The organism is Amycolatopsis sp. PSD-21, assembly GCF_055561455.1.
The window spans coordinates 7735678-7761543 of the sequence record NZ_CM145712.1; the positions used below are offsets into that span (position 1 = coordinate 7735678).

The following is a 25866-nucleotide window of genomic DNA, read 5'->3' on the forward strand; positions in this document are numbered from 1 at the left end:
CTAGTCGACCATCGCGCCGCAACTGATGTTCAACGCCGTCGCCGTCATGCTGCGCGCATGGTCCGACGCGGCGAAGGCGGCCACCCGGGCGACGTCTTCGAGCGACGCCGTCCGCCTGAGCATCGTCGCGTCGACCATGTCACGAATGGCGTCGTCGAGGCCGGCGCCCGCCGGAATCGTCTCCGGGATCCCGCCGGTGCGAAGGGTCACGACCCGGATGCCCTGCGGCCCGAGTTCGCACGCCAGCCCGCGCCGCAACGCCTCCATCGCGCTGAACGCGACCTGCAACCCGCCGAGGTGGTACCCGGGCAGCGGATCACCGTCGCCGCCGAACATCAGGATCACTCCGGCCCGCTGCCCGATCATGTGCCGGGCAGCGGCCCGCGCGGTGAGGAAGTTCGTCCGCACCGCCGTCCGGACCGGGCTTTCGAGGTCCTCCAACGACATCTCGACCAGCGGGATGCCCTGGACGTCGTTGTGCGTGATCACGTTCATCGAGATGTCGACGCTGCCCGCCGAGGAAGCCACCGAAGCGGCATGCTCGTCGATGGCGGTTTCGTCGAGCGCGTCGAATTCGGCTGTTTCGGCCTTCCCGCCCGCGGCCCGGATTTCGTCGGCCAGCGCGTCGAGTTTCCTCAAGGTGCGACCGGTGAGATGCACTGTCGCACCCTCCCTGGCGAACCCGCGGGCCACCGCGCCGCCGATTCCGCCGGCTGCCCCGTAGATGATCGCGTTCCTGCCTTCGAGCAACATCGCTTCCTCCTACTTGCCATCCAGGGTGATGAGCCCGTCGGGTGTTCCCTCCAGGTGGACGTCGACCCACGACGAGCGCCACGAGTCGAGCTCGTGGAACCTGCGCAGTTCCGCCAAACCGCTGAGCCAGCCCATCCACATGCCGTATGGCGGCTTCTCGTCCGCGAATCCACTTTGGACGAAGGTCAGCTTCGTACCGCCATCTGAGTCCTCGAGTTCCCAGGAGGCGACGACACCGTCCTGGTAGGCGAGCGACATCTTGGAGCCGGGCACCAGATCGACGATCTTCGCCGGATCCGGGTCCTTGTCCAGCGACCCCATCGCCCAGCGGCCGCCGACATGGGTCTCCGCCTCGATCCGGGCGCCGAACCAGCGGGTGAACACGCCGGGGTCGGCGATCGAGGAGTAGACCTCCCCTCGGGGCGCGTCGATCCGCACTTCTTCGCTCATCAGCGGGGAAGTGAGATCGCAGCGCGCGATGGGCGGCCGTCCTTCGACGTGGTCGACGAGGTTCGCGACCGAAAGCGCCCAGAACGTGTGCATCAGGCTGAGCGACGAATACGGGTCGGCGAGCATCGTGGCGTAATCCGGCAGACCGCTCTGACTGAACGACAAGGACGTCTCGTCCCCGTCCTCCGTCAGCGCGATCTCGACGACGGTCTCCTTCCCGCCGAGGGTCCAGGCGAACCGCAGGACGTTGTCCTCGGCCGACAGCAGCCGCTGGCGCGGGCGATCGCCTTCCGGCGTGTAGCGGCCCCAGAACTCGTACCGGGACGGCAAGTCGACCTCCGCGTGTTCGGAAAGCCACGCGCGCATGGCCCCGGGATCGGTCAGCGCGTGCCAGACCTTCTCGATCGGCGCGCGCAGGCGCACCTCGAACCTCATCGGTTCAGTCACGGGAGTTTCCCTTCGGGTAACAGGCCAAGGCGAGCTTGAAGGCGTCGCCTTCCGCTCCGCCGTAGCGGGTGAACAGATCCTGCAAAGTGGTCTTCAGTTCGTCGAGGAACTCCTGACGCCGCTCCGGCTCGACCCGGATCTCGCCGGCGACACCGATCGACGGCAGTTCCGGCGCGGCCCGGTCGAGCGCGGCGACGTCCGCCTGGACCTCTTCCATGAGGTCCACCAGATAGCCCAGGCTCAGCTCGTCCCGCGCCGCCCGCGGGCCGAGCCGTCCCACCAGCCCCGGCGACAACCAGTACGACCGGGCGGTCGCCTGGTACACACCCTCACTGACGGCGCGCACCTTCCGCTCCGACACCTGCTTCACGAGACCGGCTTCCACCAGTCGCTTCACGTGGTAATAGACCCGCTGCGGCGTCTGATCCAGCGCCGCCGCCACCTCGGTGCAGGACCGCGGCTCGGCCAGCTGCCGCAGCACGTCCACCCGCTGCGGTTTCAGCAACGCCTCCGCCTGTTCCAGCCGCTCCAGGTACTCCACGTCCCTCACGGCGCCACACCCTTGATCACAAAAATCAGTTTGAACGTAAAAATCTATTTTGTCAATCGAGCCGGATCGCGCTACTCTCGTCGTGTGGCGATCCTGCGGCGGTACGCGGCGGACATCGCGGTCACCGCGGCGGTGATCGCGGGTTCCGTCGTGGCCTCGCTCGGGGACGGCGCGGAAGCACCGCGCAACGCGGTCGTCGGCTGGGTCTGCGTGATCCTCGCCTGCGCGGCGCTGTTCCTGCGCCGCCGGTATCCGCTTCCCGTCGCGATCTTCACCGCGGTCTGCTGCGCGATCTACTACCCGCAGACCGACCCCGACGGATTCGTGCTGCTCGCGTTCGCCTTCGCGCTGTACAACACCGCCTCGACCGGGCGGATCCGCAGCGCGGCGGTCGTCGCGGCGGCCTCGATGGGCGGCGTCGCGATCGGCGAGGCGCGGGCCGGCGCCGCGCGGCAGGTGGACGACTTCGCGTTCCTGCTGATGGCGGGCTGGTTCATCGCACTGGTCGCGGTCGGCGCGGTGACGTACTACCGCCGCGAAGCCGAACGCACGAAGGAGGCCGAGGCGCGGCGAAGGGCCACGGACGAGCGGCTCCGGATCGCGCGCGAACTGCACGACGTCCTCGGCCACAACCTGGCGCTCATCAACGTCCAGGCGGGGGCGGCCCTGCACGGCGGGGATCCGGCGAAATCCGAGGAGGCGCTGACCACGATCAAACAGACCAGCAAGGAAGCGTTGCGCGAACTCCGCGCCACCCTGGGCATGCTGCGGCAGGCGGACACCCCCAGCCTGGCCAGGGTCGCCGAGCTCGCCGAGTCGGCGGGCGCGCACGGGCTGACCGTCCGGACCGAGATCGACGGCACGGCCACGGAACTGCCGCCCGACGTCGAGCACGCCGCCTTCCGGGTCGTCCAGGAGGCGCTGACCAACGTCACGCGCCACGCCGCCGCGAACACCGTCGTGGTGCGGATCGGCTACACGCCCCATGATGTGTCCGTGCAGATCGACGACGACGGCCGGGGCGGCCCCGCGGAACCGGGCAACGGCATCCGCGGCATGACCGAACGGGCCGAGGCACTCGGCGGCGAGCTCGTCGCGGCCGCGCGCGAAGACGGCGGTTTCCGGGTGCGCGCCCGGCTTCCCCTGCGGGTGAAGAAATGATCCGCGTCCTGCTCGTCGACGACCAGCGGCTGGTGCGCGCCGGATTCAAGTCCATATTGGACGGTGAAGCGGACATCACCGTGGTCGCCGAAGCGGCCGACGGCCGCGAATCCCTCCAAGCCGCGCACGAACACCGGCCCGACGTAGTCCTGATGGACATCAGGATGCCCGGGATGGACGGGCTCACCGCGACCCGGCACCTGCTCGAAGACCCGGCGCTGACCGGGATCAAGGTCGTCATCCTGACCACCTTCGACCTGGACGAGGACGTCTACGGCGCGTTGCGCGCGGGCGCCAGCGGGTTCCTGGTCAAGGACACCGAACCGGAGGAGCTGATCCACGGCGTCCGCGTGGTCGCCAGGGGCGACGCGTTGCTCGCGCCGTCGATCACCCGCCGCCTGATCGCCGAATTCGCCTGCCGGGTGGACCGGCCCGCCCCCTCGCCCACCCTGAACCGGCTCACCGAACGGGAACGCGAGGTGATGAGCCTGGTCGCGGCCGGCCTGTCCAACGACGAGATCGCGAAGGAACTCGTGCTCAGCCCGGCGACGGCGAAGACGCACGTCAGCCGGATCATGACCAAGGTGGACGTCCGTGATCGCGCCCAGCTCGTCGTGCTCGCCTACGAATCGGGCATGGTCACCCCTCGCTGGTTGACCCCGTGACCACAACCCCGGTAGTACGGGAGGTGCCTTAGGGGTACCCAGAAGTTGCGTCCGGAGTGCCCGCCGGAGCCCGACGATATGCGGGCCGGGAAAGCCGATGCTTTCCGCCATGGACACCATCACTCTTTCCCCGAGACAGCCGCCTGGGGGCGCGCTCTCGAAGCTGGCGGGCTGGTCGCAGCGTCATCGCTGGCTCGCCGTTTCGCTTTGGCTGCTCACCCTCGTCGGTGTCACGCTGGGCTCACAGGCGGCGGGCAGCGCGTACCACGACGACCATTCCTTGCCGGGCACCGAATCCCAGCAGATCATGGACCTGTTCAAGGCACAGGCTCCGGCGCGGACCGGCGCGACGGCCGAGATCGTCTTCAAGACCGAGGGCGGCCTCGCGACCGCACGCGGCCCGATCGACCGGATGCTCGCCGAAGTCCGGAACCAGCCGCACGTGAAGGCGGTGACGAGCCCTTTCGACAGCCCGACGGCAATCTCGCGCGAGGGCACGATCGGTTACGCGGCGGTCGCCTTCGACCTCGAGTCGAAGGATCTGCCGTACGACGACATCGTGCGTGTCGTCGACACCGCGAAGAAGGCGGAGTCCGCCGGGCTCCAGGTCGAACTGGGCGGCGACCCGATCAAGCGGACCGGCGGGGGCGGCGGCCCGTCGGAAGGCGTCGGGTTGCTGGCCGCGCTCGTGATCCTCGTCTTCCTGTTCCGCTCGATCCTCGCCGCCGGGCTTCCGGTGATCACGGCGATCTTCGCCGTCGGCAGCACCCTCGGCGTGATCGTGCTCGTGAGCAGGTTCGTCGACATCGCGAGCTACACGGCACCGCTGATGATGCTGGTCGGGTTCGGCGTCGGCGTGGACTACGCGCTGCTCATCTTTTCCCGCTATCGCGGCGAAATCCTGGCCGGCCTCGACCGCGAGCAGGCGGCGCGGCGGGCGCTGGACACCGCGGGACGATCGGTGCTGTTCGCCGGCGGCACGGTGATCATCGCGCTGCTCGGTCTGCTCGCACTGGGTCTCGGTTCGCTGCGCGGGGTCGCCCTCGCCGTGGCGCTGACCGTGCTCGTGACGATGCTCGCCTCGATCACCCTGCTACCCGCGCTGCTGTCCCTTTTCGGCCGCCGCTTGGAAAAGGGCATCCGGAAGCACGCCTCGAAACGGGAACACGGCAGGGCCTGGGGCAAGCTCGGGGACGCGGTCCAACGACGGCCGATGGTGCCGCTCGCGATCGGGCTGCTCGTCCTGATCGGTCTTTCCTTGCCGGCGCTCGGCATGCGCCTCGGATTCGCCGACTCTGGCACGGATCCGGAGACCTCGACCACGCGGCAGGCCTACGACCTGATGGCGGAGGGTTTCGGTCCCGGGTTCAGCGAGCCGTTGATCGTGGTCACCGAGAACGGCGATGGTGCCGCCCTACAACGGAAACTCGAAGCCACACCAGGAATCGCTGAGGTGACACCGCCAATGGGGCAGGGCGTCACGACGGTTCTCGCCTTCCCCACGTCGTCGCCGCAGGACGCGGCGACCGCCGAGCTGGTGGAACGGTTGCGGACGGAGGTGTTGCCGGGCCTGCCGGGCAAGTACCTGGTCGGCGGGAGTGTCGCGGCGGCGGTGGACTTCGCGGACGCCGTCGGTGACCGGTTGCCGCTGTTCGTGCTGGTGGTCGTCGGGCTGTCGGCGTTGCTGCTGATGGTCGTGTTCCGCTCGATCCTGATCCCGCTCAAAGCGGCCTTGCTGAACCTGCTGAGCATCGGCGCCGCGCTGGGGGTGATGACGGCGGTGTTCGGCGACGGCCTGTTCGGAGCGCAGCCTGGGCCGATCGAAGCGTTCGTGCCGGTGCTGATCTTCGCGATCGTGTTCGGGCTTTCCATGGACTACGAGGTGTTCCTCGTTTCCCGGATGCACGAAGAATGGCGGCGCACCGGCGACGCGCGCCACGCGGTCCGTGAGGGACTCGCCTCCACCGGCGGGGTGATCACGGCCGCGGCGGCGATCATGATCGTGGTGTTCGGGGCGTTCCTGCTCAACCCCGACCGGATGCTGGCGCAGTTCGGTCTCGGGCTGGCGGTCGCGGTGCTGGTGGACGCGTTCGTGATCCGCTGTCTCGTGGTGCCCGCGGTGATGCGGTTACTCGGGGAACGCGCCTGGTGGCTGCCGCGGTGGCTGGACCGGCGGCTGCCGCACGTGGCGCTGGAACCGTCGGCCCGCTGATACAAGGAACGGTCCTTTCCTCGCGAAATTCGCAAGGAAAGGACCGTTCCTAACACGCTAAAGCGGGTGAAGCGGCTTACTCGTAGATCTCGCCCTTCGCGGCCTTCTCGACCAGCGAAGCGGGCGGGGTGAAGTGGTCGCCGTAGCGCTCCGCCAGCTCACGAGCCCGGTCGACGAAGCCCTGCAGGCCACCCTCGTACTGGTTGATGTACTGGATGACACCACCGGTCCACGCCGGGAAACCGATGCCGAAGATCGAGCCGATGTTGGCATCCGCGACGGTGGTGAGCACACCTTCGTCGAAGCACTTCACGGTCTCGAGCGCCTCGGCGAACAGCATGCGCTCCTTGAGGTCCTCGAAGGGAACCTCGGCGCTGCCCGACTTGAACGCGTCGCGCAGACCCGGCCAGAGACCGGTCCGCTTGCCCGACTCGTCGTAGTCGTAGAAGCCCGAGCCGGTGGAGCGGCCCTTGCGGTCGAACTCCTCCACCATCCGGTCGATGACACCCTCGGACGCGTGCGCGTTCCAGGTGCCGCCGGCGGCCTCGATCGCTTCGCGGGTCTCCTTGCGGATCTTGCGCGGCAGCGTCAGGGTCAGCTCGTCCATCAGCTGCAGCGGCGGGGCCGGGTACCCGGCCTGCGAACCGGCCTGCTCGATCGAGGCTGGCTCGACCCCCTCGCCCAGCGCGGCGACGGCCTCGTTGAGGAACGTGCCGATGACGCGCGAGGTGAAGAAGCCGCGGCTGTCGTTGACGACGATCGGGGTCTTCTTGATCTGCAGGGTGTAGTCGAAGACCTTCGCCAGCGTGGCGGGCGAGGTCTTCTCACCGCAGATGATCTCGACCAGCGGCATCTTGTCCACCGGCGAGAAGAAGTGGATCCCGATGAAGTCCTCGCTCCGCTGGACACCCTCGGCGAGCGCGGTGATCGGCAGCGTGGAGGTGTTGGAACCGAGCACGGCGTCGGGGTTGACGATGCCCTCGATCTCCTGGAACACCTTGTGCTTCAGCTCGACGCTCTCGAAGACGGCCTCGATCACGAAGTCGACGCCGGCGAAGTCCTCCGCCTTGTCGGTCGGCTTGATCTTGGCGAGCAGCGCGTCGGACTTCTCCTGCGTGGTCTTGCCGCGGGAGAGTGCCTTCTCCTCCAGCTTGACCGCGTAGCCCTTGCCCTTTTCCGCGCCTTCGAGGGTGACGTCCTTGAGCACGACGTCGATGCCGGCCTTCGCCGAGACGTACGCGATCGCGGCGCCCATCATGCCCGCGCCGACGACGCCGACCTTCTTGGCGGTGTACTTCTCGAAGCCCTCCGGCCGCGAGCCGCCGGAGTTGATGCTCTGCAGGTCGAAGAAGAACGCCTTCGTCATGTTCTTCGAGACCTGGCCGGTGGCGAGGCTGACGAAGTAGCGGGTCTCGACGGTGATCGCGGAGTCGAAGTCGACCTGCGAACCCTCGATGGCCGCGGCGAGGATCGCGCGCGGGGCGGGCATGTTGGCGCCCTTGATCTGCTTGCGCAGGTTCGCCGGGAACGCGGGCAGGTTCGCCGCGAAGCTCGGGTTCGACGGGGTGCCGCCCGGGATCTTGTAGCCCTTGACGTCCCACGGCTGCACGCCGCCCTCGGGGTTGGCCTTGATCCACGCCTTCGCGGCCGGGACCAGCTCCTCGACGGTGCCGACCAGCTCGTGCACGAGGCCGAGCTCCTTGGCCTTGGCCGGGCGGTGGCGCTGGCCCTGCAGCAGCACGTTCAGCAGCGCGCTCTGGATGCCCAGCAGGCGCACGGTGCGGACGATGCCACCGCCGCCGGGGAGCAGGCCGAGGGTGACCTCGGGGAGGCCGATCTGGCTGCCCTTGACGTCGGCGGCGATGCGGTGGTGCGTCGCGAGCGCGAGTTCGAGGCCGCCGCCGAGCGCGGCGCCGTTGATGGCGGCCACGACCGGCTTGCCCAGCTGCTCGAGCCGGCGCATCTGGCCCTTCATCAGGCCGCTGCTCTCGGTGATCTCGGCCGCGTTCTCCGGCTTGGCCTGGATCAGGTCGTTCAGGTCGCCGCCGGCGAAGAAGGTCTTCTTGGCCGAGGTCAGGACGACACCGGTGATGCTGTCCTTCTCCGCCTCCAGGCGGTCGACGACGACGCCGAGCGACTCGCGGAAGTCGGCGTTCATCGTGTTGGCGGACTGCTTCGGGTCGTCCAGGGTGAGCACGACGATGCCGTCGGCGTCCTGCTCCCAGCGGATGGTCTTCGCTTCAGTCATTGTCTCTTCCTCAGACCCGCTCGATGATGGTCGCGACGCCCATGCCGCCGCCGATGCACAGGGTGACCAGGGCGCGGCGCGCCTGACGGCGCTCCAGCTCGTCGACGACGGTGCCGACCAGCATCGCGCCGGTGGCGCCCAGCGGGTGCCCCATCGCGATGGCGCCGCCGTTGACGTTGACCTTCTCCTCGTCGAGGTGCAGGTCCTTGATCCACTTGAGGACGACCGAGGCGAAGGCCTCGTTCAGCTCCCACAGGTCGATGTCGTCCGGGGTGAGGCCGGCGATCTTGAGGACCTTCTCGGTGGCCGGGGTCGGGCCGGTGAGCATGATCGTGGGCTCGGAGCCGACGGTCGCGGTCGCCACGATGCGGGCGCGCGGGGTCAGGCCGAAGTCCTTGCCGATCTGCTCGTTGCCGACCAGGACCAGCGCGGCGCCGTCGACGATGCCGGACGAGTTGCCGCCGGTGTGGACGTGGTCGATCTTCTCGACCGAGTGGTACTTCTGCAGCGCGACGGCGTCGAAGCCGCCCAGCTCACCGATGCCGGCGAAGGCGGGCTTGAGCTTGCCGAGGCCCTCGATGGTGCTACCGGGGCGACGGTGCTCGTCGTGGTCGAGGATCGTGACGCCGTTGATGTCCTTCACCGGGACGACGGACTTCGCGAAGTAGCCGCCGGACCAGGCCGCTTCGGCCTTCTCCTGCGAGCGCACGGCCCACGCGTCGACGTCCTCGCGGGAGAAGCCCTCGATGGTCGCGATCAGGTCGGCGCCGGTGCCCTGCGGGACGATGTAGTTGTCGTACGCGGTGGCCGGGTCCATGAACAGCGCGCCGCCGTCGGAGCCCATCGGCACGCGCGACATCGACTCGACACCGCCGGCGATGATCAGCTGGTCCCAGCCGGAACGCACCTTCTGGGCGGCGGTGTTGGTGGCTTCGAGGCCGGAGGCGCAGAAGCGGTTCAGCTGGACGCCGGCGACCGACTGCGGCAGGCCCGCGTTCAGCGCGGCGGTGCGCGCGATCACGGCGCCCTGCTCGCCGACCGGGGACACCACGCCGAGGACGATGTCGTCGATCACGGCGGGGTCGAGGTTCGGGTGCCGGACCTTCAGTTCCTCGATGAGGCCGACCACGAGATCGACCGGCTTGGTGCCGTGGAGGGCACCGCCCTTGTTCTTGCCGCGAGGCGTACGGATCGCCTCGTAGATGTAGGCCTCGCTACTCACAGAAAACTCCTCCGCGTACGGCGCTGTATCAGGGGTGAAACGTACCGGCCGGTAGCCATGCTAATGCCGATTAACATAAACCGCGATAACCCCATGGTGTCAATGGGTTGCGATGCACGCAACCGGCGCTATCGTGTGTTCACCTATGGATCACCCGACCGAGCGCTCGACCCGACCGCGCGACCGCAAGGCCCAGCTGGCAGGCCTCGCCGCGGAGCTGTTTCGCGCCCGCGGGTTCCACGGTGTCGGCATCAACGACATCGCCGCCGCGGCCGGGATCACCGGGCCGGCGCTGTACCGGCATTTCGCGGACAAGCAGGCCGTGCTGTCCTACGTCGTGCTCTCCGGCATCGACGACATGGAGGCGGCCACCACCGAGACGCTCGCCGACGGCCTCCCCGTCCCCGCCCAGGTCAACGCCCTTTTGGGCACCCTCGCCGCGCAGGCGGTGGAGCGGCGTGAGGTCGCCGCGCTGTGGCGCTGGGAGGGCAGGCATCTGCCCCGGGAGGAACGGCGCGAGATCCGCCGCCGGTCGGGCGCGGTGCTCGAAGCGTGGTCGAAGGCGCTGCTCGCGTTGCGTCCCGAACTGGCCCCCGGCGACGCCGAGCTGCTGTGCTGGGCGGGGCTGAGCGTGTTCGGCAGCGTCTCCGTGCATCACACGTCCGTGGCGAAGAAACGCTTCGCGCAGATCCTGGTGCAGCTGGCAGAGTCGGTGCTGCATGTCACACTCCCCGAGCCCTCGGAGCCGCCGGAGGAGACGCCGTCGCTCGCGCTCGGTGAACCGTCCCGCCGCGAGCAGATCCTCGCCGCCGCGACGGAACTGTTCGGGCAACGCGGCTTCCGTTCGGTGAGCATGGAGGAGATCGGCGCGGCCGCCGGGATCGCCGGGCCGAGCGTGTACCGGCACTTCCCCAGCAAGGCCGCGCTGATGGTGGCGATCGGGCATCGAGCGGCCGACCGCCTGGCGCTCGCCGCGGAACGCGCGTTGCGGACCGGCGACGAACGCGACGCGCTCCGCAGGCTCGCGGCGTCCTATGTGCATACCTTGCTGCACACGCCCGAACTGCTGGTGTCGTTCTCCGGCAGCCCCATGGAGCTGCCGGAACGCGACAAGGCGGACCTGATCCGGGTCCAGCGGGACTACGTCGCGCGCTGGATCGCGCTGACGTCGGAAGTCCATCCGGAACTGAGCCTGCGCGAAGTGAAGATCACCGTGCACGCGGCGCTGACCATCGCGAACGACCTCGCGCGCACCCGGCGCGTCAACGGCCGCCCGAACTTCGAGGCCGAGCTGACCACGCTGACGCACGCAGTCCTGAAAGTCAGCTCTTAGCAAACTCCCGTGTCCCGCGAAGGCGTGACGGGCACGATATGCGCGTGCCCAAGAAACGCGGCCTGCATCTGGTGACCAGGGAAGAAGACCACAAGGTCACCACGCTGGAACTCTTCTTCGACCTGGTCTTCGTCTACGCCATCACCCAGACCACACAGCTGATGGCCGATCACCTCACCCCGCTCGGCATCGGGCAGGGCGTCGCGATGATCGCCGTGCTGTGGTGGTGCTGGTGCGCCTACGCCTGGCTGGCCAACACCCTGCACGTCGACCGCGGTATCGCCCAGCTGGCGATGTTCGCCGCGATGGGGACGATGTTCCTGGTCTCGCTGACCATCCCGGAGGCGTTCACCGACCTGCCCGGCGGCCTGTACGCGCCGCTGATGTTCGTCGGCTGCTACTTCCTCGTCCGGCTGCTGCACCTGACCGCGTACTTCGGTGCCGCACGGACCGACCCCAAGCTGCGCAAGACCGTCATGAAGATGTTCGTCGGGCTGCTGCCGAGCGTCGCGCTGCTGACCGTCGCCGCGTTCTTCTCCGGCTGGGTGCAGCTCGGCATCTGGGCCGTCGCGCTGCTCGCCGACTACGTCAACGTCTTCCGGACCCGGTCGTCGGACTGGCGGCTGCACCAGCCCGGCCACTTCGCCGAGCGATTCGGGCTGATCGTGATCATCGCGCTCGGCGAATCGATCGTGGCGATCGGCATCGGGATCAGCTCGTACCCGATGTCCTGGCCGATCACGCTGGCCGCCGTCTTCGGGCTCACGCTCGCTTCGGCGATGTGGTGGATGTACTTCGCCGTCGTCGCGCACGTCTCCGAACACAACCTGAAGCGCGCGGACGGTGTCGAGCGGGTGCGGATCGGGACGGACACGTACACGTTCCTGCACCTGCCACTCATCGCCGGGATCGTGCTCGTGGCGCTCGGGCTGAAGAAGTCGCTGCTGTACGTGTCCGACACCGCGCACCACAGCCTCGCCGACGGCCTTCACGGGACCCCGATCTGGGCGCTCACCGGCGGGCTCGCGCTGTACCTGACCGCGTTGAGCGGGCTGCGGCGGCGGAACCTGGGCTCGTGGAACGTCCAACGGCTGGTGCTCGCGGTGGTCCTGCTGGCGGCGACGCCGCTACTGGAGCTGGTGCCGGCGATCGTGCTGGTCGGAGTGGTGGCGCTGGCGACGGTGGGTCTCGTCGTCTTCGAGAGGCGCAAGATCTTGAGTAATCCTGGGCTCGCCGATCCCCGGAATCACTCACCGGCGTGACGTTCGCCTCCCCCGTGGTAGCGCATCCGCCCGAGGGGAGTTAACCTACTCACGAGTAGGTAAGCGAGGCAGGGAGACTCACCGTGGGTGCGCCTAGGAAACGAGACGCGATGGGCCTTGGCCTGTCCGCGCTCACCCGGCTGGCCGGGAGCAAGGTCATTGAACGGGCCGGACTTCGGAAGCCCGTGCAGAACCTGGTCAGTGCCGGGACGCGCAACGGCTTCCGGGTCGCGGGCGCGGCGGGACGGACCTTCAAATCCGCACAGAAGCTCGGCAAACCCGCGCGGCTCGCGCCTGCGGAGGACACCGGACTGTTCGACCTCACCCCGAGTGAGGACCAGCAGCTCATCGTCGAGACCGTGACGGAGTTCGCGGCCGAACAGCTGCGGCCCGCCGCGGCCGACGCCGACGCGAAGCTCCACGCGCCCGAGGGCCTGCTGAGCCGCGCCGCCGAACTCGGCATCACGCTCGTCGGCATCCCCGAGGAGCTGGGCGGGGTCGGCACCGAGCGGTCGGTGGTCACCAACGCGCTGGTCGCCGAGGCTCTCGCGCACGGCGACCTCGGCCTGGCGGTCGCGGTGCTCGCGCCGTCCGCGGTCAGCACCGCGCTGGTGTCCTACGGCGACGAGCAGCAGCAGGCGGACTACCTGCCCGCGTTCGTCGGCGAGAACGTCCCGGCCGCGGCGCTCGCGCTGCAGGAGCGCACCGCGCTGTTCGACCCGTTCAAGCCCGCGACCAAGGCCCGGCGCACCCCGAAGGGCTACCAGCTCGACGGCGTGAAGTCGCTGGTCCCGCGGGCCGCGGACGCCGAGCTGTTCATCGTCTCGGCCGATCTCGAAGGCCGGGGTCCCGCACTGTTCCTCGTGGAGTCGTCCAACTCGGGCGTCACCATCGAGTCCGAACCGGCGATGGGCCTGCGCGGCGCGGCGACCGGGAAGCTGCACCTGGAGAAGGTCGCGCTGCCCGCCGGGGCGCTGCTCGGCGGCGGCAAGGCCGAGGTCTTCACCGAGGTCGTCCGGCTCTCGCGGCTCGGCTGGGCGGCGCTGGCCGCCGGTACCGCGAAGGCCGTCCTCGACTACGTGGTGCCGTATGTCAACGAGCGCAAGGCGTTCGGCGAACCGGTGAGCCACCGGCAGGCCGTCGCGTTCTCGGTGGCCGACATCGCGATCGAGCTGGAAGGGCTGCGGCTGGTCACGCTCCGCGCCGCTTCCCGCGCCGAACAGGGCAAGCCGTACGCCCGCGAGGTCGCGCTGGCCCGGAAACTGGCCGCCGACAAGGGAATGCAGATCGGCAGCGCCGGCGTGCAGCTGCTCGGCGGACACGGATTCGTCAAGGAGCACCCGGTCGAACGCTGGTACCGCGACCTCCGCGCGATCGGCGTCATGGAAGGCGCCGTCCTTCTCTAGGACTTTCGAAAGGCAATCATGATCAACCTTGAGGTTCCGAAGAAGGCCGGCACGCTGATCAACCAGGCGTACCAGGCCGCGGCCGAGGTGTTCCGGCCGATCTCGCGCAAGTACGACCGCGCCGAGCACACCTATCCGGCCGAGCTCGACATGTTCGCCGCGCTGCTGGACGGGCTGAACTCCTCCGGCGAGGGCGGTGCGGGCGCGGCGGGTGTGCGCCGGTCGGAGAAGAACGAGAAACCGGGCAACCGCAACGGTTCCAACCTCAACATCGTGCTCGGCACGATCGAGATGTGCTGGGGTGACGTCGGTCTGCTGCTGTCCATGCCGCGTCAGGGGCTCGGCAACGCCGCCATCGGCTCGGTCGCCACGGACGAACAGCTCAAGAAGTTCTCCGGGCTGTGGGCCGCGATGGCGATCACCGAGCCGGACTGCGGCTCGGACTCCGCCGCGATCACCGCGACCGCGCGGCTGGACGGCGACGAGTACGTGATCAACGGCGAGAAGATCTTCGTGACCGCGGGCGAGCGCGCGGACGCCGTCGTCGTCTGGGCCACCCTGGACAAGACGAAGGGCCGCGCGGCGATCAAGTCGTTCGTCGTCGAGAAGGGGACGCCCGGCTTCGAGGTGGTGCGAGTCGAGCACAAGCTCGGCATCCGCGCCTCCGACACCGCCGTGCTGCGGTTCGAGAACGTGCGTGTGCCCAAGGAAAATCTCCTCGGCACGCCGGAGATCGACACCGCCAAGGGGTTCGCCGGGGTCATGCAGACCTTCGACAACACCCGTCCGCTCGTCGCCGCCATGGCCATCGGTGTCGCCCGCGCGGCGCTGGAAGAGACCCGGAAGATCCTCACCGACGCCGGGGTGACGATCGACTACGACAAGCCCGTCCACAGCCAGCACGCCGCGGCGGCGACATTCCTGCAGCTGGAGGCCGACTACGAAGCGGCATACCTGCTGACCATGGAATCGGCGTGGATGGCCGACAACCGCAAGCCGAACTCGCTGCAGGCCTCGATGGCCAAGGCGAAGGCCGGCCGGTCGGTCGTCGAGATCACGCTGAAATGCGTCGAGCTGGCCGGAACCCTGGGCTACACCGAGGAATCGCTGCTGGAGAAGTGGAGCCGGGACGCGAAGATCCTGGACATCTTCGAAGGCACGCAACAGATCCAGCAGCTGATCGTGGCGCGCCGGATTTTGGGTAAGACGAGCGCGGAGCTCAAGTAAGCCGTGGGCCTCGTGAGTGGCTAGGACGGTTCTAACCGTCCTAGCCACTCACGAGGTCTGTTCGTCCAGGAAACGGTCGAGGTAGCGCCACGTGGTCCCGCGCGCCTTCCGGCCGGTGAGGACGCCCAGGTGACCGCCTGGCGCGGTCTCGAAGGTCACCGACGGCGAGTTGTCCAGCAGGTCGGTGAGCCGTTCGACGGCCGCGCGCGGGGCGATCGTGTCGTTCTGCCCGGCGATGACCAGCGTCGGCACCTTGACCCCGGACAGCGCGATGATGCGGCCGTTGAGGTCGACCGTGCCCTCGGCGAGATCGTTGGCGCGGAAGAACCGGTGGTAGATCTGGCCGAACGTCCGCCCGGGGTAGGCGATCATGTTGTCCATGAAGTGGTCGACGGCCTCGATCTGCGCCAGGTAGTCCCGGTCGTCGAGATTCTTCAGGATGGCAAGGGGTTTGGTGATCTCCTTGCTGATCCCGGTCGCCCGGAAGACCCGGCTGACCAAATAGGACGGTGCGCCGCCGAGCGCCCGGTAGAACGGGGTCAGCAGGTGGCCGCCGGTGAGGTCCACCAGCGGGCGGAACGGGGCGATCAGCGGGATCGCGGTGAAATCGAACGGCGACGCGATGGTCGCGATCGATTCGATCGGCAGATCGGGCTGGTCGGCGGTGGTCAGCAACGAGAAGATCCCGCCGAGGCACCAGGCGACGACGTGCACGCCCTGGCCGCCGGAATCCTCGCTGACCTTGCGGATGGCGCGCGGGAGCACCTCCTCGATCCAGTGCTCGATACCGAGGCGCCGGTCCGAGAACGCGACGTTCCCGTAGTCGACGAGGTAGGTGTTGCGGCCGCCCTCGACCAGGTGCTCGGCGAGGCTGCAGCCGCGGCGCAGGTCGAAGCACAGCGCGGGCGCGGCCAGCGGCGGCACCAGCAGCACCGGCGGACCGGTCTGGGGCTCCTTGCCGTTGGTCAGCCGGTAGAGCGAGCGATTCGGGCCCTGGTCGATCAGGACGCGCGGCACCGGGCGAAGATCGGCGACACCACCGTGCAGCACCTTCCCGACGACGTTCGACGCGGCGGCGGCGAGCCGTGCCGGGGGTGTGGCCATGGGGTGCCTCCTGGGGAATCAACGCGGTAAGACGTAATCTTGCCGCCTGGGAGCGCACGACTCAACACCCCGGCCGTCACAGCTGGTCCATTTCGGACAGTGGCTAGGCCGTACGAGTTAAGAATCGGCACCCTTTTCCGCCGCCGGAGCACTCCGCGCGGCACGCGATTCGTACTCCGCGCGAGCACTGGAATGCGTTGCGGAGGACAGAATCTTGTCGCCGCCGAGCGCGCGGAGCAGTCCCTCGCCGAGGCGGCGCGGAAGCAGCCGTGTGATCCTGCCCATGGCGTCCAGCGATGCGGGAACGAAGACGTCGAACTTGGGACGGCGCAACGCATCGACAATGGCCTGCGCCACATCTTCCGGCTGCACCGATTTGAAGAACTTCGCCTCGCCCAGGCCGCTGGCCAGTTCCGTGCGCACCACCGCGGGCATCACACAGGACACCAGCACGCCCGTCCCGTGTAATTCCAGGTGCACCGATTCCGACAGGCCGACGACGGCGTGTTTCGTGGCGCAGTAGGTGGCGGCGCCGGGGAAACCGGCCTTTCCCGCCATCGAGGCGATGTTGACGATGTGGCCGGTGCCACGCGGGCGCATCCGTTTCACGGCCTCCCTGGTGCCGTGGATGACGGCGTGCAGGTTGATCTCGAGCAGCCTGCGGGTCGCCGCGTCGTCCTCTTCGTCGAGCGGCGCGAGCGGCATGATGCCCGCGTTGTTGATCAGCACGTCGATCGGGCCGACGCGCCGCTCGACCTCGTCGAGGAACTCGGTGAAGCCCTTGGTGTCGGTGACATCGAGCGGCAGCGCCTCCGCGCCCAGTTCGGCGGCGGTCTTCTCGGCGAGGACCTGGTCCAGGTCGCCGATGACCACCTTGGCGCCGAGCCGGGACAGCGCCGTCGCGGTGCTGGCCCCGATGCCCTGCGCCGCTCCGGTGATCACGACGACCTTGCCTGCCAGGGAACGTTCACGCTTGGCCATGCCGGTCTCCTCTGCGACTGCACTGTCCGGGGCACTGTTGGCGTTGTGTCAACTATGGTGCACCGGAAGCCGGGAGGACGCCAGTCCTACGGCCGCTGCTCGAACACCTGCCCGATCCAGCCCTTGACGTCGAAGCGTTCCGTCGGCTTGAAGCCCTGGCTCTCGTAGTAGCGCTGCAGGTCGCCGTCGCCACCGGCCCAGCAATCGACCCGCACCAGGCCGATACCGCGTTCCCGCGCCTCGGCCAGCGCGAACTCGATGAGCCGCGAGCCGACGCGGTGGCCGGTGAACCGGCGCGAGGTCAGCAGCAGGCCGATGTAGATCTCCGGCTCGTCGACCGGCGAGACATGCGGGAAGCGGTCACCGAGGATGATCGCCCCGGCCGCCTGGCCGTCGATCTCGGCGATGTACAGCCCCGGCCCGTCGGCCATCCCGCGGACCCGCTCGACGCGTTTCGGGATCGTGGACCACGGCTCGCTCCCCCACTGCCCCTCGCTGCCACGCGAGGCCAGCCACGCGACGACCTCGTCGAACATGTCCAGCAACGTTTGGAAGTCCCCAGAACCACCCTGACGGATGATGAAATCGCTCATTCTTCCGTTCTACAACATCGTGAGGACGCGCGGACCTTCTGTGGTGATCGCGACGGTGTGCTCGACGTGCGCGGCCCTGGCGCCGCGTACGGTGCGCAGCGTCCAGCCGTCGTCGTCGATGCGGTAGCCGTCGCGGCCGTCGGCGATGAACATCGGCTCGATCGCCAGCACCAGCCCCTGTCTGAGCCGCATGCCGCGCCCAGGCTTGCCCTCGTTCGGCAGATGCGGGTCCTCGTGCATGCTGCGGCCGATCCCGTGACCGCCGTGGTGCAAGAGAAGGCCGTAGCCCGCTTCGCGTCCGACCGTGCCGACAGCATGGGAGATGTCGCCCATCGTGCTTCCCGCCTGGGCGGCGGCGACCCCCGCGGCCAGCGCGCGTTCGGTGGTCGCGATGAGTTCGAGGTCGGCGGGGTCGGCCTCGCCGACGACATAACTGATCGCCGCGTCGCCATGCCAGCCGTCGATGTAGGCGCCGGCGTCGATGCTGACCAGGTCGCCGTCACGCAGGCGATAGTCGGACGGGATGCCGTGGACGACGGCGTCGTTGACGCTCGCGCAGATCACGGCGGGAAACGGCGTCGGAGCGGAATGCGGCTGATAGTGGAGGAACGACGGTTTCGCACCGGCGTCCCTGATCACCTGCGCGGCGACGTCGTCCAGCTCTTTCAGGCTCACGCCGATCGCGGACGCCTCTTTCACCGCTCGCAACGTCTGCGCCACGACACGACCGGACTCGCGCATGACGTCCAGCTCGGCGACGGATTTCAGCTCGACCATGCCAATAACTATACCGGTATAGTTATTGCGTGCGTCAAGGCGTAACTCACGTGCTTGAAGCCGTAACTCGCGTGATCAGAGCCGGACCGGCTTCAAGCACGCGAGTTACGGCTCCGATCACGCGAGTTACGGGTCAGGCGACGCCGAGGTGCCGCGCGATCAGCATCCGCTGCACCTCCGAGGTCCCTTCCCCGATCTCCAGGATCTTCGCGTCCCGGTAGAACCGGCTCACCGGGAACTCGTTCATGAAGCCGTACCCGCCGAAGATCTGCGTCGCGTCGCGCGAGTTGTCCATGGCCGCGTTCGACGCGACGAGCTTCGCGATCGACGCCTCCTTCTTGAACGGCTCGCCGCGCAGCATCTTCGACGCCGCCGCGTAGTACGCCAACCGCGCGGTGTGCGTGCGCACCTCCATGTCGGCGATCTTGAACTGGATCGCCTGGTACTCGCCGATCTTGTGCCCGAACGCCTCACGTTCCTTGACGTACCGCAGGCATTCGTCGACGCAACCCTGCGCGAGCCCGACGCTCAGCGCGGCGATCGCCACCCGGCCTTCGTCCAAAATGGACAGGAACTGGGCGTACCCCCGGCCGCGTTCGCCGACCAGGTTCTCGGCCGGGACACGGACGTCGTCGAACGAGAGCTCGTGCGTGTCCGAGCAGTTCCAGCCGACCTTGGAGTACTTCGGCGCGACGGCGAAACCCGGGGTGCCGGACGGGACGATGATCGCCGAGATCTCCTTGCGCCCGTTCTCTTTCACGTCGGTGACGGCGGTGACCGTGACCAGTTTCGTGATGTCGGTGCCGGAGTTGGTGATGAACGATTTGCTGCCGTTGATCAGCCAGGTGTCGCCGTCGAGTTTCGCGCGGGTTCGGGTGGCGCCCGCGTCCGAACCACCGCCGGGTTCGGTGAGGCCGAACGCGCCGAGCGCGGTGCCGGCGCACAGCTCCGGGAGCCACTTCTCCTTCTGCTCCTCGGTGCCGAACCGATAGATCGGCATGGCGCCGAGGGAAACACCGGCCTCGACGGTGATCGCGACCGAAGAATCGACGCGCGCCAACTCCTCCAGCGTCAGGCAGAGCGCGAAGTAGTCGCCGCCCATGCCGCCGTACTGCTCGGGGAAGGGCAGGCCGAACAGGCCCATCTCGGCCATCTTCGCGACGATCTCGTACGGGAATTCCTCCCGCTCGTAGAGGTCGCCGATGACCGGGGCGACCTCGGAACGCGCGAATTCCTCGACCGTCTTGCGCAGCGCCTCGTACTCGTCATCCAGCCGAAAGTCGATCATTGCTCATCCTTTTGGGGTGTCACGACGGCTACCGTCTCGTCCAGCGCGACCTGTTGGCCCGCTCGGACGGGGAGTTCGCTGACCACACCGTCGATCGGCGCGGTGATCGTGTGCTCCATCTTCATCGCCTCGACGACCACGAGCGGCGTTCCGGCGCTCACCACGTCACCGGCGGCGGCCTTGACCACCAGCACGGTCCCGGGCATCGGGCTGGTGACCGGTCCGGCGCCGCCCGCGGCACCGGCGGCCGAGCGCAGCCGCTCGCGCTCGCCGATCGCGAAGCTGTGGCCGTCCCGCGCGAGCCACACCGTCCGCCCGGCCCCGGCGGCATGCCGGTAGCGGTGGAAACCGGTGGGATGTCGGACTTCCAGCAGATCTCCGTCGCGCCGGGCGGAAACCCGGACCGGCTCGGCGCCGTCGACACTCACGAGAGCGTTTGCCGGCGTGCCCTGCACCCGCACGACGGCTTCGGAGCTTCCCGACTTCAACGCGAAGTCGATCCCGCCGGACCCGCCGAGCCGCCAGCCGTCCGGCACGTCCCACGGATCGATGACGGATCCCTGTGGCTGCAGGGAAAGCAGCCTGTCGAGCGCTGCCGCCACGAAGAACTCCGGCGGCACCTCCTCGGAGACCAAAGTGGACAGTCGCCGGTCGACGAGGCCGGTGTCGAGCTTGCCGTCGCGGACGTCGCCGTCGGCGAGGAGCCCGCGCAGGAAGGCGACATTGGTGCCGACGCCGAGCAGCGCGGTGTCCGCGAGCGCCAGATCGAGCCGGTGCAGGGCGGCCGCGCGGTCCGGGCCCCAGGCGATGACCTTGGCCAGCATCGGGTCGTAGTTCGAGCCGATGACCGCGCCCTCGCTCATCCACGAGTCGACGCGCACGCCTTCACCCAACGGCTCGTGGACCGCGAGCACGGTGCCACCCGTCGGGATGAAACCACGAGCGGGATCTTCGGCGTAGACGCGGGCTTCGACGGCGTGACCGTCCAGCCGGACGTCGTCCTGCGCCACGGAGAGCACGTCACCCGCGGCGATTTTGACCTGCCACTCCACGAGATCCAGCCCGGTGACCAGCTCGGTCACCGGATGCTCGACCTGCAGCCGGGTGTTCATCTCCATGAAGAAGAACTCGTCGGGCGCGGTGGCCGACACGATGAACTCGACCGTCCCCGCGCCGACGTAACCCACCGAGCGCGCGGCCTCGACCGCGGACGCGCCCATCTTCGCACGCGTCGCTTCGTCGAGGAGCACGGACGGCGCCTCTTCGATGATCTTCTGGTGCCGCCGCTGAAGACTGCACTCACGCTCGCCGAGGTGGATCACGTTGCCGTGTGTGTCGGCGAGCACCTGGATCTCGATATGGCGCGGCGTGGTGACGAACCGCTCCATGAGCAGCGTGTCGTCGCCGAACGAGCTCTTGGCCTCGCGGCGCGCGGACTCGACGGCCGCGTCCAGTTCGGACAGTTCGTTGACCAGCCGCATACCCTTTCCGCCACCACCGGCGGACGGCTTGAGCAGCAGCGGGAACCCGACCTTCTCCGCGGCGGCGGCGAAACCGCCTTCGGGAATGTCCACATCGGACGCACCAGGCACGACCGGGACCCCGGCCTTGGACACCGTCGCCTTGGCGCGGATCTTGTCGCCCATGGCGTCGATGGCCTCGACCGGCGGGCCGATGAAGACCAGGCCGGCGTCGGCGCAGGCACGCGCGAATTCCGCGTTCTCCGCGAGGAAGCCGTAGCCGGGGTGGACCGCCTGCGCACCCGTGTCGAGCGCCGCCTGGACGATCGCCGGGATGGACAGATAGCTCTTCGCCGCTTCGGCCGGGCCGATGCGGACGGCGGTGTGCGCCTCCCGGACGTGGCGGGCGTCGGCGTCCGCGTCGCTGTACACCGCGACCGAACGGATGCCGAGCCCCCGCAGCGAGCGGATCACGCGGACCGCGATCTCCCCGCGGTTGGCGACCAGAACCGTGTCGAACATGCTCACATCCTGTGTTTTCCGGCGGCGCGCGATCGCGAACGCGTAGCCAGGCCGCTCGTTGGTGAGTGGAACTCAAGTCGTGTGTCCAGGGCGGCCCGCCTCCACGTTCGCGAGTCCTCCGGACGGCATACGCGCCGGCTTCGGCCGAGTCGGGCGATCCTCCGCATCGTCGCGCTCACATCCTGAAGACGCCGTAGTTGACATCGGACAAGGGCGCGTTGGCCGTCGCGGACAACGCGAGGCCGAGCACCGTGCGGGTGTCCGCCGGGTCGATCACCCCGTCGTCCCACAGCCGCGCCGTCGAGTAGTACGGGCTGCCCTGCGCCTCGTATTGGTCGCGGATCGGCTCCTTGAAGGCCTCTTCGTCCTCGGTGGACCATTCGCCGCCGCGGGCCTCGATGGCGTCGCGGCGAACCGTCGAAAGCACCGACGCCGCCTGCTCGCCGCCCATCACCGAGATGCGCGCGTTCGGCCACATCCACAGGAACCGCGGCGAGTACGCGCGGCCGCACATCGAATAGTTGCCCGCGCCGAACGAGCCGCCGATGACGACGGTCAGCTTCGGCACGCGCGCGCAGGCCACCGCGGTGACCATCTTCGCGCCGTGCTTGGCGATACCGCCCGCCTCGTACGCCTTGCCGACCATGAAACCGGTGATGTTCTGCAGGAACAGCAGCGGGATCGAGCGTTTGTCGCACAGCTCGATGAAGTGCGCGCCCTTCATCGCGGACTCGGCGAACAGGACGCCGTTGTTCGCGACGATGCCGACGGGGTGGCCGTGGATCCGGGCGAACCCGGTGACCAGCGTCGAGCCGTACTCCTTCTTGAACTCGCCGAACCGGCTGCCGTCGACGATCCGGGCGATGACCTCGCGGACGTCGTAGGGCACGCGCGGATCGGTCGGGACGACGCCGTACAACTCGTTCGGGTCGGCGACCGGGGCCTCCGTCGGGAGGACGTCCCAGGGGCGCGGGCTGCGCGGGCCCAAAGTCGACACGATCGAGCGAACGATGCGCAACGCGTCGGCGTCGTCCTCGGCCAGGTGGTCGGTGACGCCGGACTGGCGCGAGTGGACGTCGCCGCCGCCGAGCTCCTCCGCCGTGACGACCTCGCCCGTCGCGGCCTTCACCAGCGGCGGGCCGCCGAGGAAGATGGTGCCCTGGTTCCGCACGATGACCGCTTCGTCGCTCATCGCCGGGACGTACGCGCCGCCCGCCGTGCAGGACCCGAGCACCGCGGCGATCTGCGGGATGCCGCGCGCGGACATCGTCGCCTGGTTGAAGAAGATCCGGCCGAAGTGCTCACGATCCGGGAAGACCTCGTCCTGCCTCGGCAGGAACGCGCCGCCGGAGTCCACCAGGTAGACGCACGGCAGGTTGTTGTGCAGCGCGACCTCTTGCGCGCGCAGGTGCTTCTTGACCGTCATCGGGTAGTACGTGCCGCCCTTGACCGTCGCGTCGTTGGCGACGATCACGCATTCGCGGCCCGAGACCCGCCCGATCCCGGTGATGATCCCGGCCGAGGGCGCCTCGTCGTCGTACAGTCCGGTGGCGGCCAGCGGGGACAGCTCCAGGAACGGCGAACCCGGGTCGAGGAGGGTGTCGACCCGGTCGCGTGGCAGGAGTTTGCCCCGCTCGACGTGGCGGGTGCGGGATTTCTCCGGGCCCCCGAGCCGGGCGGCGGCGAGCCGCTTGCGCAGGTCTTCGACCAGCTCGGCATGGGAGGTGACGCTGCGGGCGTACTCGTCGCTGCCCGGATCGGCCGAAGTGCTCAGTACGGGTGTGTCCATGGCTCCTCGTCGCCAAGTTAGCCGTCGTTAACTCGCGTGCACAGGTTAACGCCCACTAACGTCGCTTGTCCACCGCGCCCCCGGAAGCGCGTGAAGGCCCCCTTCCCTCGGCTGAGCCGAGGGAAGGGGGCCTTCACGCGCGAAACGGTCAGCCGATGGCGGCGACCAGCGGGTTGTAGTAGCCGCCGCGCTGACCGGCGACGGTCGGGTGGTACGAGTTCACGATCGGCCAGGTGAGGCTGTGCAGGTAGTCGTCGGCCGACGAGCAGATGTTGTGCCCGGTGAAGGCACCCCGCACGTCGACGAACTTCGCGCCGTGCGCGGCGGCACGGGCCGAGATCACCGACGCCAGCGTGTCGGAACCCGAGTTGATCGCCGAGCGCTTCGTGTCGCTCAGCCCGACCGAGCACGAACCCGGCACCGTGTAGAAGCGCGGGTACCCCAGGACGACCAGCTTCGCGCTGGGTGCCTTCGACTTGATCTTGCTGTAGACGTTGTTCAGCAGCCCGGGAAGCGTGTTGTTCACGTAGTTCTTCGCGGTGTTGACCCGGTTGATACAGGTCTGGTCGCTGCCGGTGGTGCAGGTGGTCATGACGTCGGCGAACCCGGCGTCGTTGCCGCCGACCGAGACCGTCACCAGCGTGGTGCTGGAGGTGACGTTCGCGATCTGGTTGAGGACGTCGCCGGTGCGCGCCCCCGAGCACGCGACGAACTTGAAGGTCGTCCCGGCGTGGGCGTTCGCCCACAGCTGGGGATAGGCGTTGGCACTGCGCATGCAGTCACCCGAGTTCCCGTAGCTGCCGGCACCGACGCCGGACGAGTACGAGTCACCGAGCGCCACGTAGTTGGTCGCCGCTTGGGCGGTGCCCGCGAGACCGAAGGTGGCAAGGACAGCGACCCCCAGGGCCGCACCTAAACGAGTGAAGGAAAGAGCTTTGATCCGAGCAGGGACGGCCATGGTCACTCCTTCGTGACAAGTTGACGAGAGACAGCATTACCAGGTGGTAACCCCACGCAAAAGGGTCATTTCCCCAGGTAGCCCACTTGGCTCAGGCTGGAAGTACGGCCGCGTGTTAGCGCTCGCTAACACGCGGCCTTAATATGGCCAGATGCCGGCGAACCCCACCCCACTCGTGAACGGCGAGAAGGCGAACAGGCGCGAACAGATCATGGCCGCCGCCGCCGAGCTCTTCGCCCACCACGGTTTCCACGGCGTCGGCATCGACGACATCGGCGCGGCCGTCGGCATCTCGGGACCGGCGCTGTACCGGCATTTCCGCAGCAAGGACGCCATCCTCGGCGAGATGCTGAACTCGATCAGCCGCTATCTACTCGACGGCGGGACGGCGAGGGCGAGCCAGCGGGACGAGCCGGGCGAGGTTCTCGAAGCACTGGTGGATTTTCACGTCGACTTCGCGCTCACGCATCCCGCGCTGATCACCGTCCAGGAACGCAACCTCGCGAATCTCACCGACAGTGACCGTAAACAGGTCCGTGCCCTGCAGCGCCAGTACGTCGAGGTGTGGGTGCGCGCGATCAGCGACGCCGTCCCCGGCATCGGCGAACGGCAGGCGCGCTCGGCGGCGCACGCGGTCTTCGGGTTGATCAACTCGACGCCGTACAACCGCCATCTCGGTGACAGCGAACTGGCCGAAATGCTCTGCCGTCTCGCGCTGGGTGCACTGCACTCCGCCAAGTGACCACGACCGGGTTTCGACCTATCCCCACTTTTCCGTCCGCTGGTGTTTGATAGGCACGTGGAGCCGGACAGGAGCGAGTACGAGCGGAGGCTCGTCGAAAAGGCGCAGCGTGCGCTCGTGGCGATCAGCCTCGGGGAGGACGCCGAGGCGCTCGACGAGCTCACGCCGACCGCCGTCGAGCCCCGAGCCCGCTCCGAAGAGACCAAAGAGCTCGTGATGATGCTCTTCGGTGAATGCAGCGCGATGGTGTCGACCCTCGGTGACGGCGGCAGCGCGCCGGTGAAGGTCCAGGTGTTCGACGAGGACGGTGAAGAGGTCTCGATCGACCAGGCGGACCCGCCCGTGCGGACGGCCGTGCGCACGCTGCTGGCCGAGGTGCACGGCAACAGCGAGGCCGCACAGGAACAGGTCGAGATCGCGCTCGCCAACGCCGCGCCGGACGAGGTCGACAGCCTGGTGCTGCAGGCGCTGCGCTGGACGATCCGGCTGTCGGCGGAATGCCTGGACCGGGACCTGCCGGTGGCGCCCTGGATCTCGGACGCCGTCGCGGACTAGGGCGGGTAGCTCCGCCAGGCGTCGCGAAAGCCACTTTCGCGACGCCTGATGTCCCGAAAGTGGCTTTCGCGACACGCTTGCCGACGGCTTGGGCGACTTCGAGACGCTCAGTGTTCCCAAGGCGACATCGGGGACGCTGAGGGACATCGGCTGGGCGCGCG

Annotated in this window: 22 protein-coding genes; 9 read left to right on the top strand and 13 right to left on the bottom strand. The window is 68.5% G+C overall.

Annotated features, from left to right (window positions below):
- Genes ACZ1DY_RS36340 through ACZ1DY_RS36350 form a run of 3 tightly spaced genes read right to left on the bottom strand, consistent with a single transcriptional unit; the run spans nucleotide 1 to nucleotide 2200 of the window.
- Entirely contained in the window at nucleotides 1-753 is a 753-nt protein-coding gene (locus tag ACZ1DY_RS36340) for an SDR family NAD(P)-dependent oxidoreductase (RefSeq protein WP_465482385.1), read from the bottom strand.
- Between the two features lie 9 nt (nucleotides 754-762).
- A complete protein-coding gene (locus ACZ1DY_RS36345; RefSeq protein WP_465482386.1) occupies nucleotides 763-1650 on the bottom strand; it encodes an SRPBCC domain-containing protein in 888 nt (295 codons plus the stop codon).
- Complete coding sequence (locus ACZ1DY_RS36350; protein ID WP_465482387.1) at nucleotides 1643-2200, bottom strand: ArsR/SmtB family transcription factor; 558 nt, start codon at nucleotides 2198-2200, stop codon at nucleotides 1643-1645. The genes ACZ1DY_RS36345 and ACZ1DY_RS36350 overlap by 8 nt, the downstream gene beginning before the upstream one ends.
- 84 nt (nucleotides 2201-2284) lie before the next feature.
- On the opposite strand from ACZ1DY_RS36350, the gene ACZ1DY_RS36355 reads away from it, so the two are divergent.
- From ACZ1DY_RS36355 to ACZ1DY_RS36365, 3 genes are all read left to right on the top strand, one after another.
- Nucleotides 2285-3361 carry a sensor histidine kinase gene (locus ACZ1DY_RS36355; protein WP_465482388.1) on the top strand — a complete coding sequence of 359 codons (1077 nt, stop codon included), beginning with the start codon at nucleotides 2285-2287 and terminating at the stop codon, nucleotides 3359-3361.
- Nucleotides 3358-4026 (top strand): response regulator, encoded by a 669-nt coding sequence (locus ACZ1DY_RS36360; protein ID WP_465482389.1) that lies wholly within the window; start codon nucleotides 3358-3360, stop codon nucleotides 4024-4026. Before ACZ1DY_RS36355 ends, ACZ1DY_RS36360 begins: the two co-directional genes overlap by 4 nt.
- Nucleotides 4027-4135: 109 nt before the next feature.
- Nucleotides 4136-6238 (top strand): MMPL family transporter, encoded by a 2103-nt coding sequence (locus ACZ1DY_RS36365; protein WP_465482390.1) that lies wholly within the window; start codon nucleotides 4136-4138, stop codon nucleotides 6236-6238.
- A gap of 76 nt (nucleotides 6239-6314) precedes the next feature.
- Here the strand turns inward: ACZ1DY_RS36365 and ACZ1DY_RS36370 are convergent, their stop codons facing one another.
- On the bottom strand, nucleotides 6315-8486 hold the full coding sequence (locus ACZ1DY_RS36370) for a 3-hydroxyacyl-CoA dehydrogenase NAD-binding domain-containing protein (protein WP_465482391.1): 2172 nt from the start codon (nucleotides 8484-8486) through the stop codon (nucleotides 6315-6317).
- 10 nt (nucleotides 8487-8496) lie between these two features.
- Nucleotides 8497-9708, bottom strand: coding sequence for an acetyl-CoA C-acetyltransferase (locus ACZ1DY_RS36375; RefSeq protein WP_126735691.1), 1212 nt, complete (start codon nucleotides 9706-9708; stop codon nucleotides 8497-8499).
- Nucleotides 9709-9853: 145 nt separating this feature from the next.
- Between ACZ1DY_RS36375 and ACZ1DY_RS36380 the strand changes: the two genes are divergently transcribed.
- The 4 genes from ACZ1DY_RS36380 (at nucleotide 9854) to ACZ1DY_RS36395 (ending at nucleotide 14936) form a co-directional block, all read left to right on the top strand.
- On the top strand, nucleotides 9854-11041 hold the full coding sequence (locus tag ACZ1DY_RS36380; protein ID WP_465482392.1) for a TetR/AcrR family transcriptional regulator: 1188 nt from the start codon (nucleotides 9854-9856) through the stop codon (nucleotides 11039-11041).
- 38 nt (nucleotides 11042-11079) lie between these two features.
- Complete coding sequence (locus ACZ1DY_RS36385; RefSeq protein WP_465482393.1) at nucleotides 11080-12303, top strand: low temperature requirement protein A; 1224 nt, start codon at nucleotides 11080-11082, stop codon at nucleotides 12301-12303.
- Nucleotides 12304-12413: 110 nt separating this feature from the next.
- Nucleotides 12414-13709 (top strand): acyl-CoA dehydrogenase family protein, encoded by a 1296-nt coding sequence (locus ACZ1DY_RS36390; protein ID WP_257489893.1) that lies wholly within the window; start codon nucleotides 12414-12416, stop codon nucleotides 13707-13709.
- An 18-nt stretch (nucleotides 13710-13727) separates the two neighbouring features.
- The gene (locus ACZ1DY_RS36395; RefSeq protein ID WP_007033833.1) at nucleotides 13728-14936 is read left to right on the top strand and encodes an acyl-CoA dehydrogenase family protein; all 1209 of its coding nucleotides are present in this window, start codon (nucleotides 13728-13730) and stop codon (nucleotides 14934-14936) included.
- A gap of 48 nt (nucleotides 14937-14984) precedes the next feature.
- On the opposite strand, the gene ACZ1DY_RS36400 is transcribed toward ACZ1DY_RS36395, so the two are convergent.
- The 8 genes from ACZ1DY_RS36400 to ACZ1DY_RS36435 form a co-directional block, all read right to left on the bottom strand.
- On the bottom strand, nucleotides 14985-16040 hold the full coding sequence (locus tag ACZ1DY_RS36400; RefSeq protein ID WP_465482394.1) for an alpha/beta fold hydrolase: 1056 nt from the start codon (nucleotides 16038-16040) through the stop codon (nucleotides 14985-14987).
- 117 nt (nucleotides 16041-16157) lie between these two features.
- Nucleotides 16158-17021 (bottom strand): SDR family oxidoreductase, encoded by an 864-nt coding sequence (locus ACZ1DY_RS36405; RefSeq protein ID WP_038508730.1) that lies wholly within the window; start codon nucleotides 17019-17021, stop codon nucleotides 16158-16160.
- 86 nt (nucleotides 17022-17107) lie between these two features.
- Nucleotides 17108-17614 carry a GNAT family N-acetyltransferase gene (locus ACZ1DY_RS36410; protein WP_125673904.1) on the bottom strand — a complete coding sequence of 169 codons (507 nt, stop codon included), beginning with the start codon at nucleotides 17612-17614 and terminating at the stop codon, nucleotides 17108-17110.
- Between the two features lie 9 nt (nucleotides 17615-17623).
- Complete coding sequence (map, locus tag ACZ1DY_RS36415; protein WP_465482395.1) at nucleotides 17624-18391, bottom strand: type I methionyl aminopeptidase; 768 nt, start codon at nucleotides 18389-18391, stop codon at nucleotides 17624-17626.
- Between the two features lie 133 nt (nucleotides 18392-18524).
- A complete protein-coding gene (locus tag ACZ1DY_RS36420; protein WP_465482396.1) occupies nucleotides 18525-19679 on the bottom strand; it encodes an acyl-CoA dehydrogenase family protein in 1155 nt (384 codons plus the stop codon).
- Nucleotides 19676-21661, bottom strand: coding sequence for an acetyl/propionyl/methylcrotonyl-CoA carboxylase subunit alpha (locus ACZ1DY_RS36425; RefSeq protein WP_465482397.1), 1986 nt, complete (start codon nucleotides 21659-21661; stop codon nucleotides 19676-19678). The genes ACZ1DY_RS36420 and ACZ1DY_RS36425 overlap by 4 nt, the downstream gene beginning before the upstream one ends.
- A gap of 175 nt (nucleotides 21662-21836) precedes the next feature.
- Nucleotides 21837-23450 (bottom strand): carboxyl transferase domain-containing protein, encoded by a 1614-nt coding sequence (locus ACZ1DY_RS36430; RefSeq protein ID WP_465482398.1) that lies wholly within the window; start codon nucleotides 23448-23450, stop codon nucleotides 21837-21839.
- Between the two features lie 148 nt (nucleotides 23451-23598).
- Entirely contained in the window at nucleotides 23599-24408 is an 810-nt protein-coding gene (locus ACZ1DY_RS36435; RefSeq protein ID WP_126735700.1) for an SGNH/GDSL hydrolase family protein, read from the bottom strand.
- Nucleotides 24409-24559: 151 nt separating this feature from the next.
- Here ACZ1DY_RS36435 and ACZ1DY_RS36440 point away from each other — a divergent pair, with 151 nt between their 5' ends.
- Complete coding sequence (locus tag ACZ1DY_RS36440) at nucleotides 24560-25150, top strand: SACE_7040 family transcriptional regulator (protein WP_016337026.1); 591 nt, start codon at nucleotides 24560-24562, stop codon at nucleotides 25148-25150.
- A gap of 57 nt (nucleotides 25151-25207) precedes the next feature.
- Nucleotides 25208-25705, top strand: a complete 498-nt coding sequence (locus ACZ1DY_RS36445) for a hypothetical protein (RefSeq protein WP_005150645.1) — start codon at nucleotides 25208-25210, stop codon at nucleotides 25703-25705.
- The last annotated feature ends 161 nt before the right edge of the window (nucleotides 25706-25866 follow it).

What these genes read in the sequence shown, in the direction of transcription:
- ACZ1DY_RS36390 (WP_257489893.1), top strand. Translation starts at nt 12,414, where the DNA reads ATGGGCCTTGGCCTGTCCGCGCTCACCCGGCTGGCCGGGAGCAAGGTC.
- map (WP_465482395.1), bottom strand. Translation starts at nt 18,391, where the DNA reads ATGGTCGAGCTGAAATCCGTCGCCGAGCTGGACGTCATGCGCGAGTCC.
- ACZ1DY_RS36440 (WP_016337026.1), top strand. Translation starts at nt 24,560, where the DNA reads ATGCCGGCGAACCCCACCCCACTCGTGAACGGCGAGAAGGCGAACAGG.
- ACZ1DY_RS36395 (WP_007033833.1), top strand. Translation starts at nt 13,728, where the DNA reads ATGATCAACCTTGAGGTTCCGAAGAAGGCCGGCACGCTGATCAACCAG.
- ACZ1DY_RS36435 (WP_126735700.1), bottom strand. Translation starts at nt 24,408, where the DNA reads ATGGCCGTCCCTGCTCGGATCAAAGCTCTTTCCTTCACTCGTTTAGGT.
- ACZ1DY_RS36360 (WP_465482389.1), top strand. Translation starts at nt 3,358, where the DNA reads ATGATCCGCGTCCTGCTCGTCGACGACCAGCGGCTGGTGCGCGCCGGA.
- ACZ1DY_RS36425 (WP_465482397.1), bottom strand. Translation starts at nt 21,661, where the DNA reads ATGTTCGACACGGTTCTGGTCGCCAACCGCGGGGAGATCGCGGTCCGC.
- ACZ1DY_RS36400 (WP_465482394.1), bottom strand. Translation starts at nt 16,040, where the DNA reads ATGGCCACACCCCCGGCACGGCTCGCCGCCGCCGCGTCGAACGTCGTC.
- ACZ1DY_RS36405 (WP_038508730.1), bottom strand. Translation starts at nt 17,021, where the DNA reads ATGGCCAAGCGTGAACGTTCCCTGGCAGGCAAGGTCGTCGTGATCACC.
- ACZ1DY_RS36380 (WP_465482392.1), top strand. Translation starts at nt 9,854, where the DNA reads ATGGATCACCCGACCGAGCGCTCGACCCGACCGCGCGACCGCAAGGCC.
- ACZ1DY_RS36430 (WP_465482398.1), bottom strand. Translation starts at nt 23,450, where the DNA reads ATGGACACACCCGTACTGAGCACTTCGGCCGATCCGGGCAGCGACGAG.
- ACZ1DY_RS36420 (WP_465482396.1), bottom strand. Translation starts at nt 19,679, where the DNA reads ATGATCGACTTTCGGCTGGATGACGAGTACGAGGCGCTGCGCAAGACG.
- ACZ1DY_RS36340 (WP_465482385.1), bottom strand. Translation starts at nt 753, where the DNA reads ATGTTGCTCGAAGGCAGGAACGCGATCATCTACGGGGCAGCCGGCGGA.
- ACZ1DY_RS36365 (WP_465482390.1), top strand. Translation starts at nt 4,136, where the DNA reads ATGGACACCATCACTCTTTCCCCGAGACAGCCGCCTGGGGGCGCGCTC.
- ACZ1DY_RS36370 (WP_465482391.1), bottom strand. Translation starts at nt 8,486, where the DNA reads ATGACTGAAGCGAAGACCATCCGCTGGGAGCAGGACGCCGACGGCATC.
- ACZ1DY_RS36385 (WP_465482393.1), top strand. Translation starts at nt 11,080, where the DNA reads ATGCGCGTGCCCAAGAAACGCGGCCTGCATCTGGTGACCAGGGAAGAA.
- ACZ1DY_RS36410 (WP_125673904.1), bottom strand. Translation starts at nt 17,614, where the DNA reads ATGAGCGATTTCATCATCCGTCAGGGTGGTTCTGGGGACTTCCAAACG.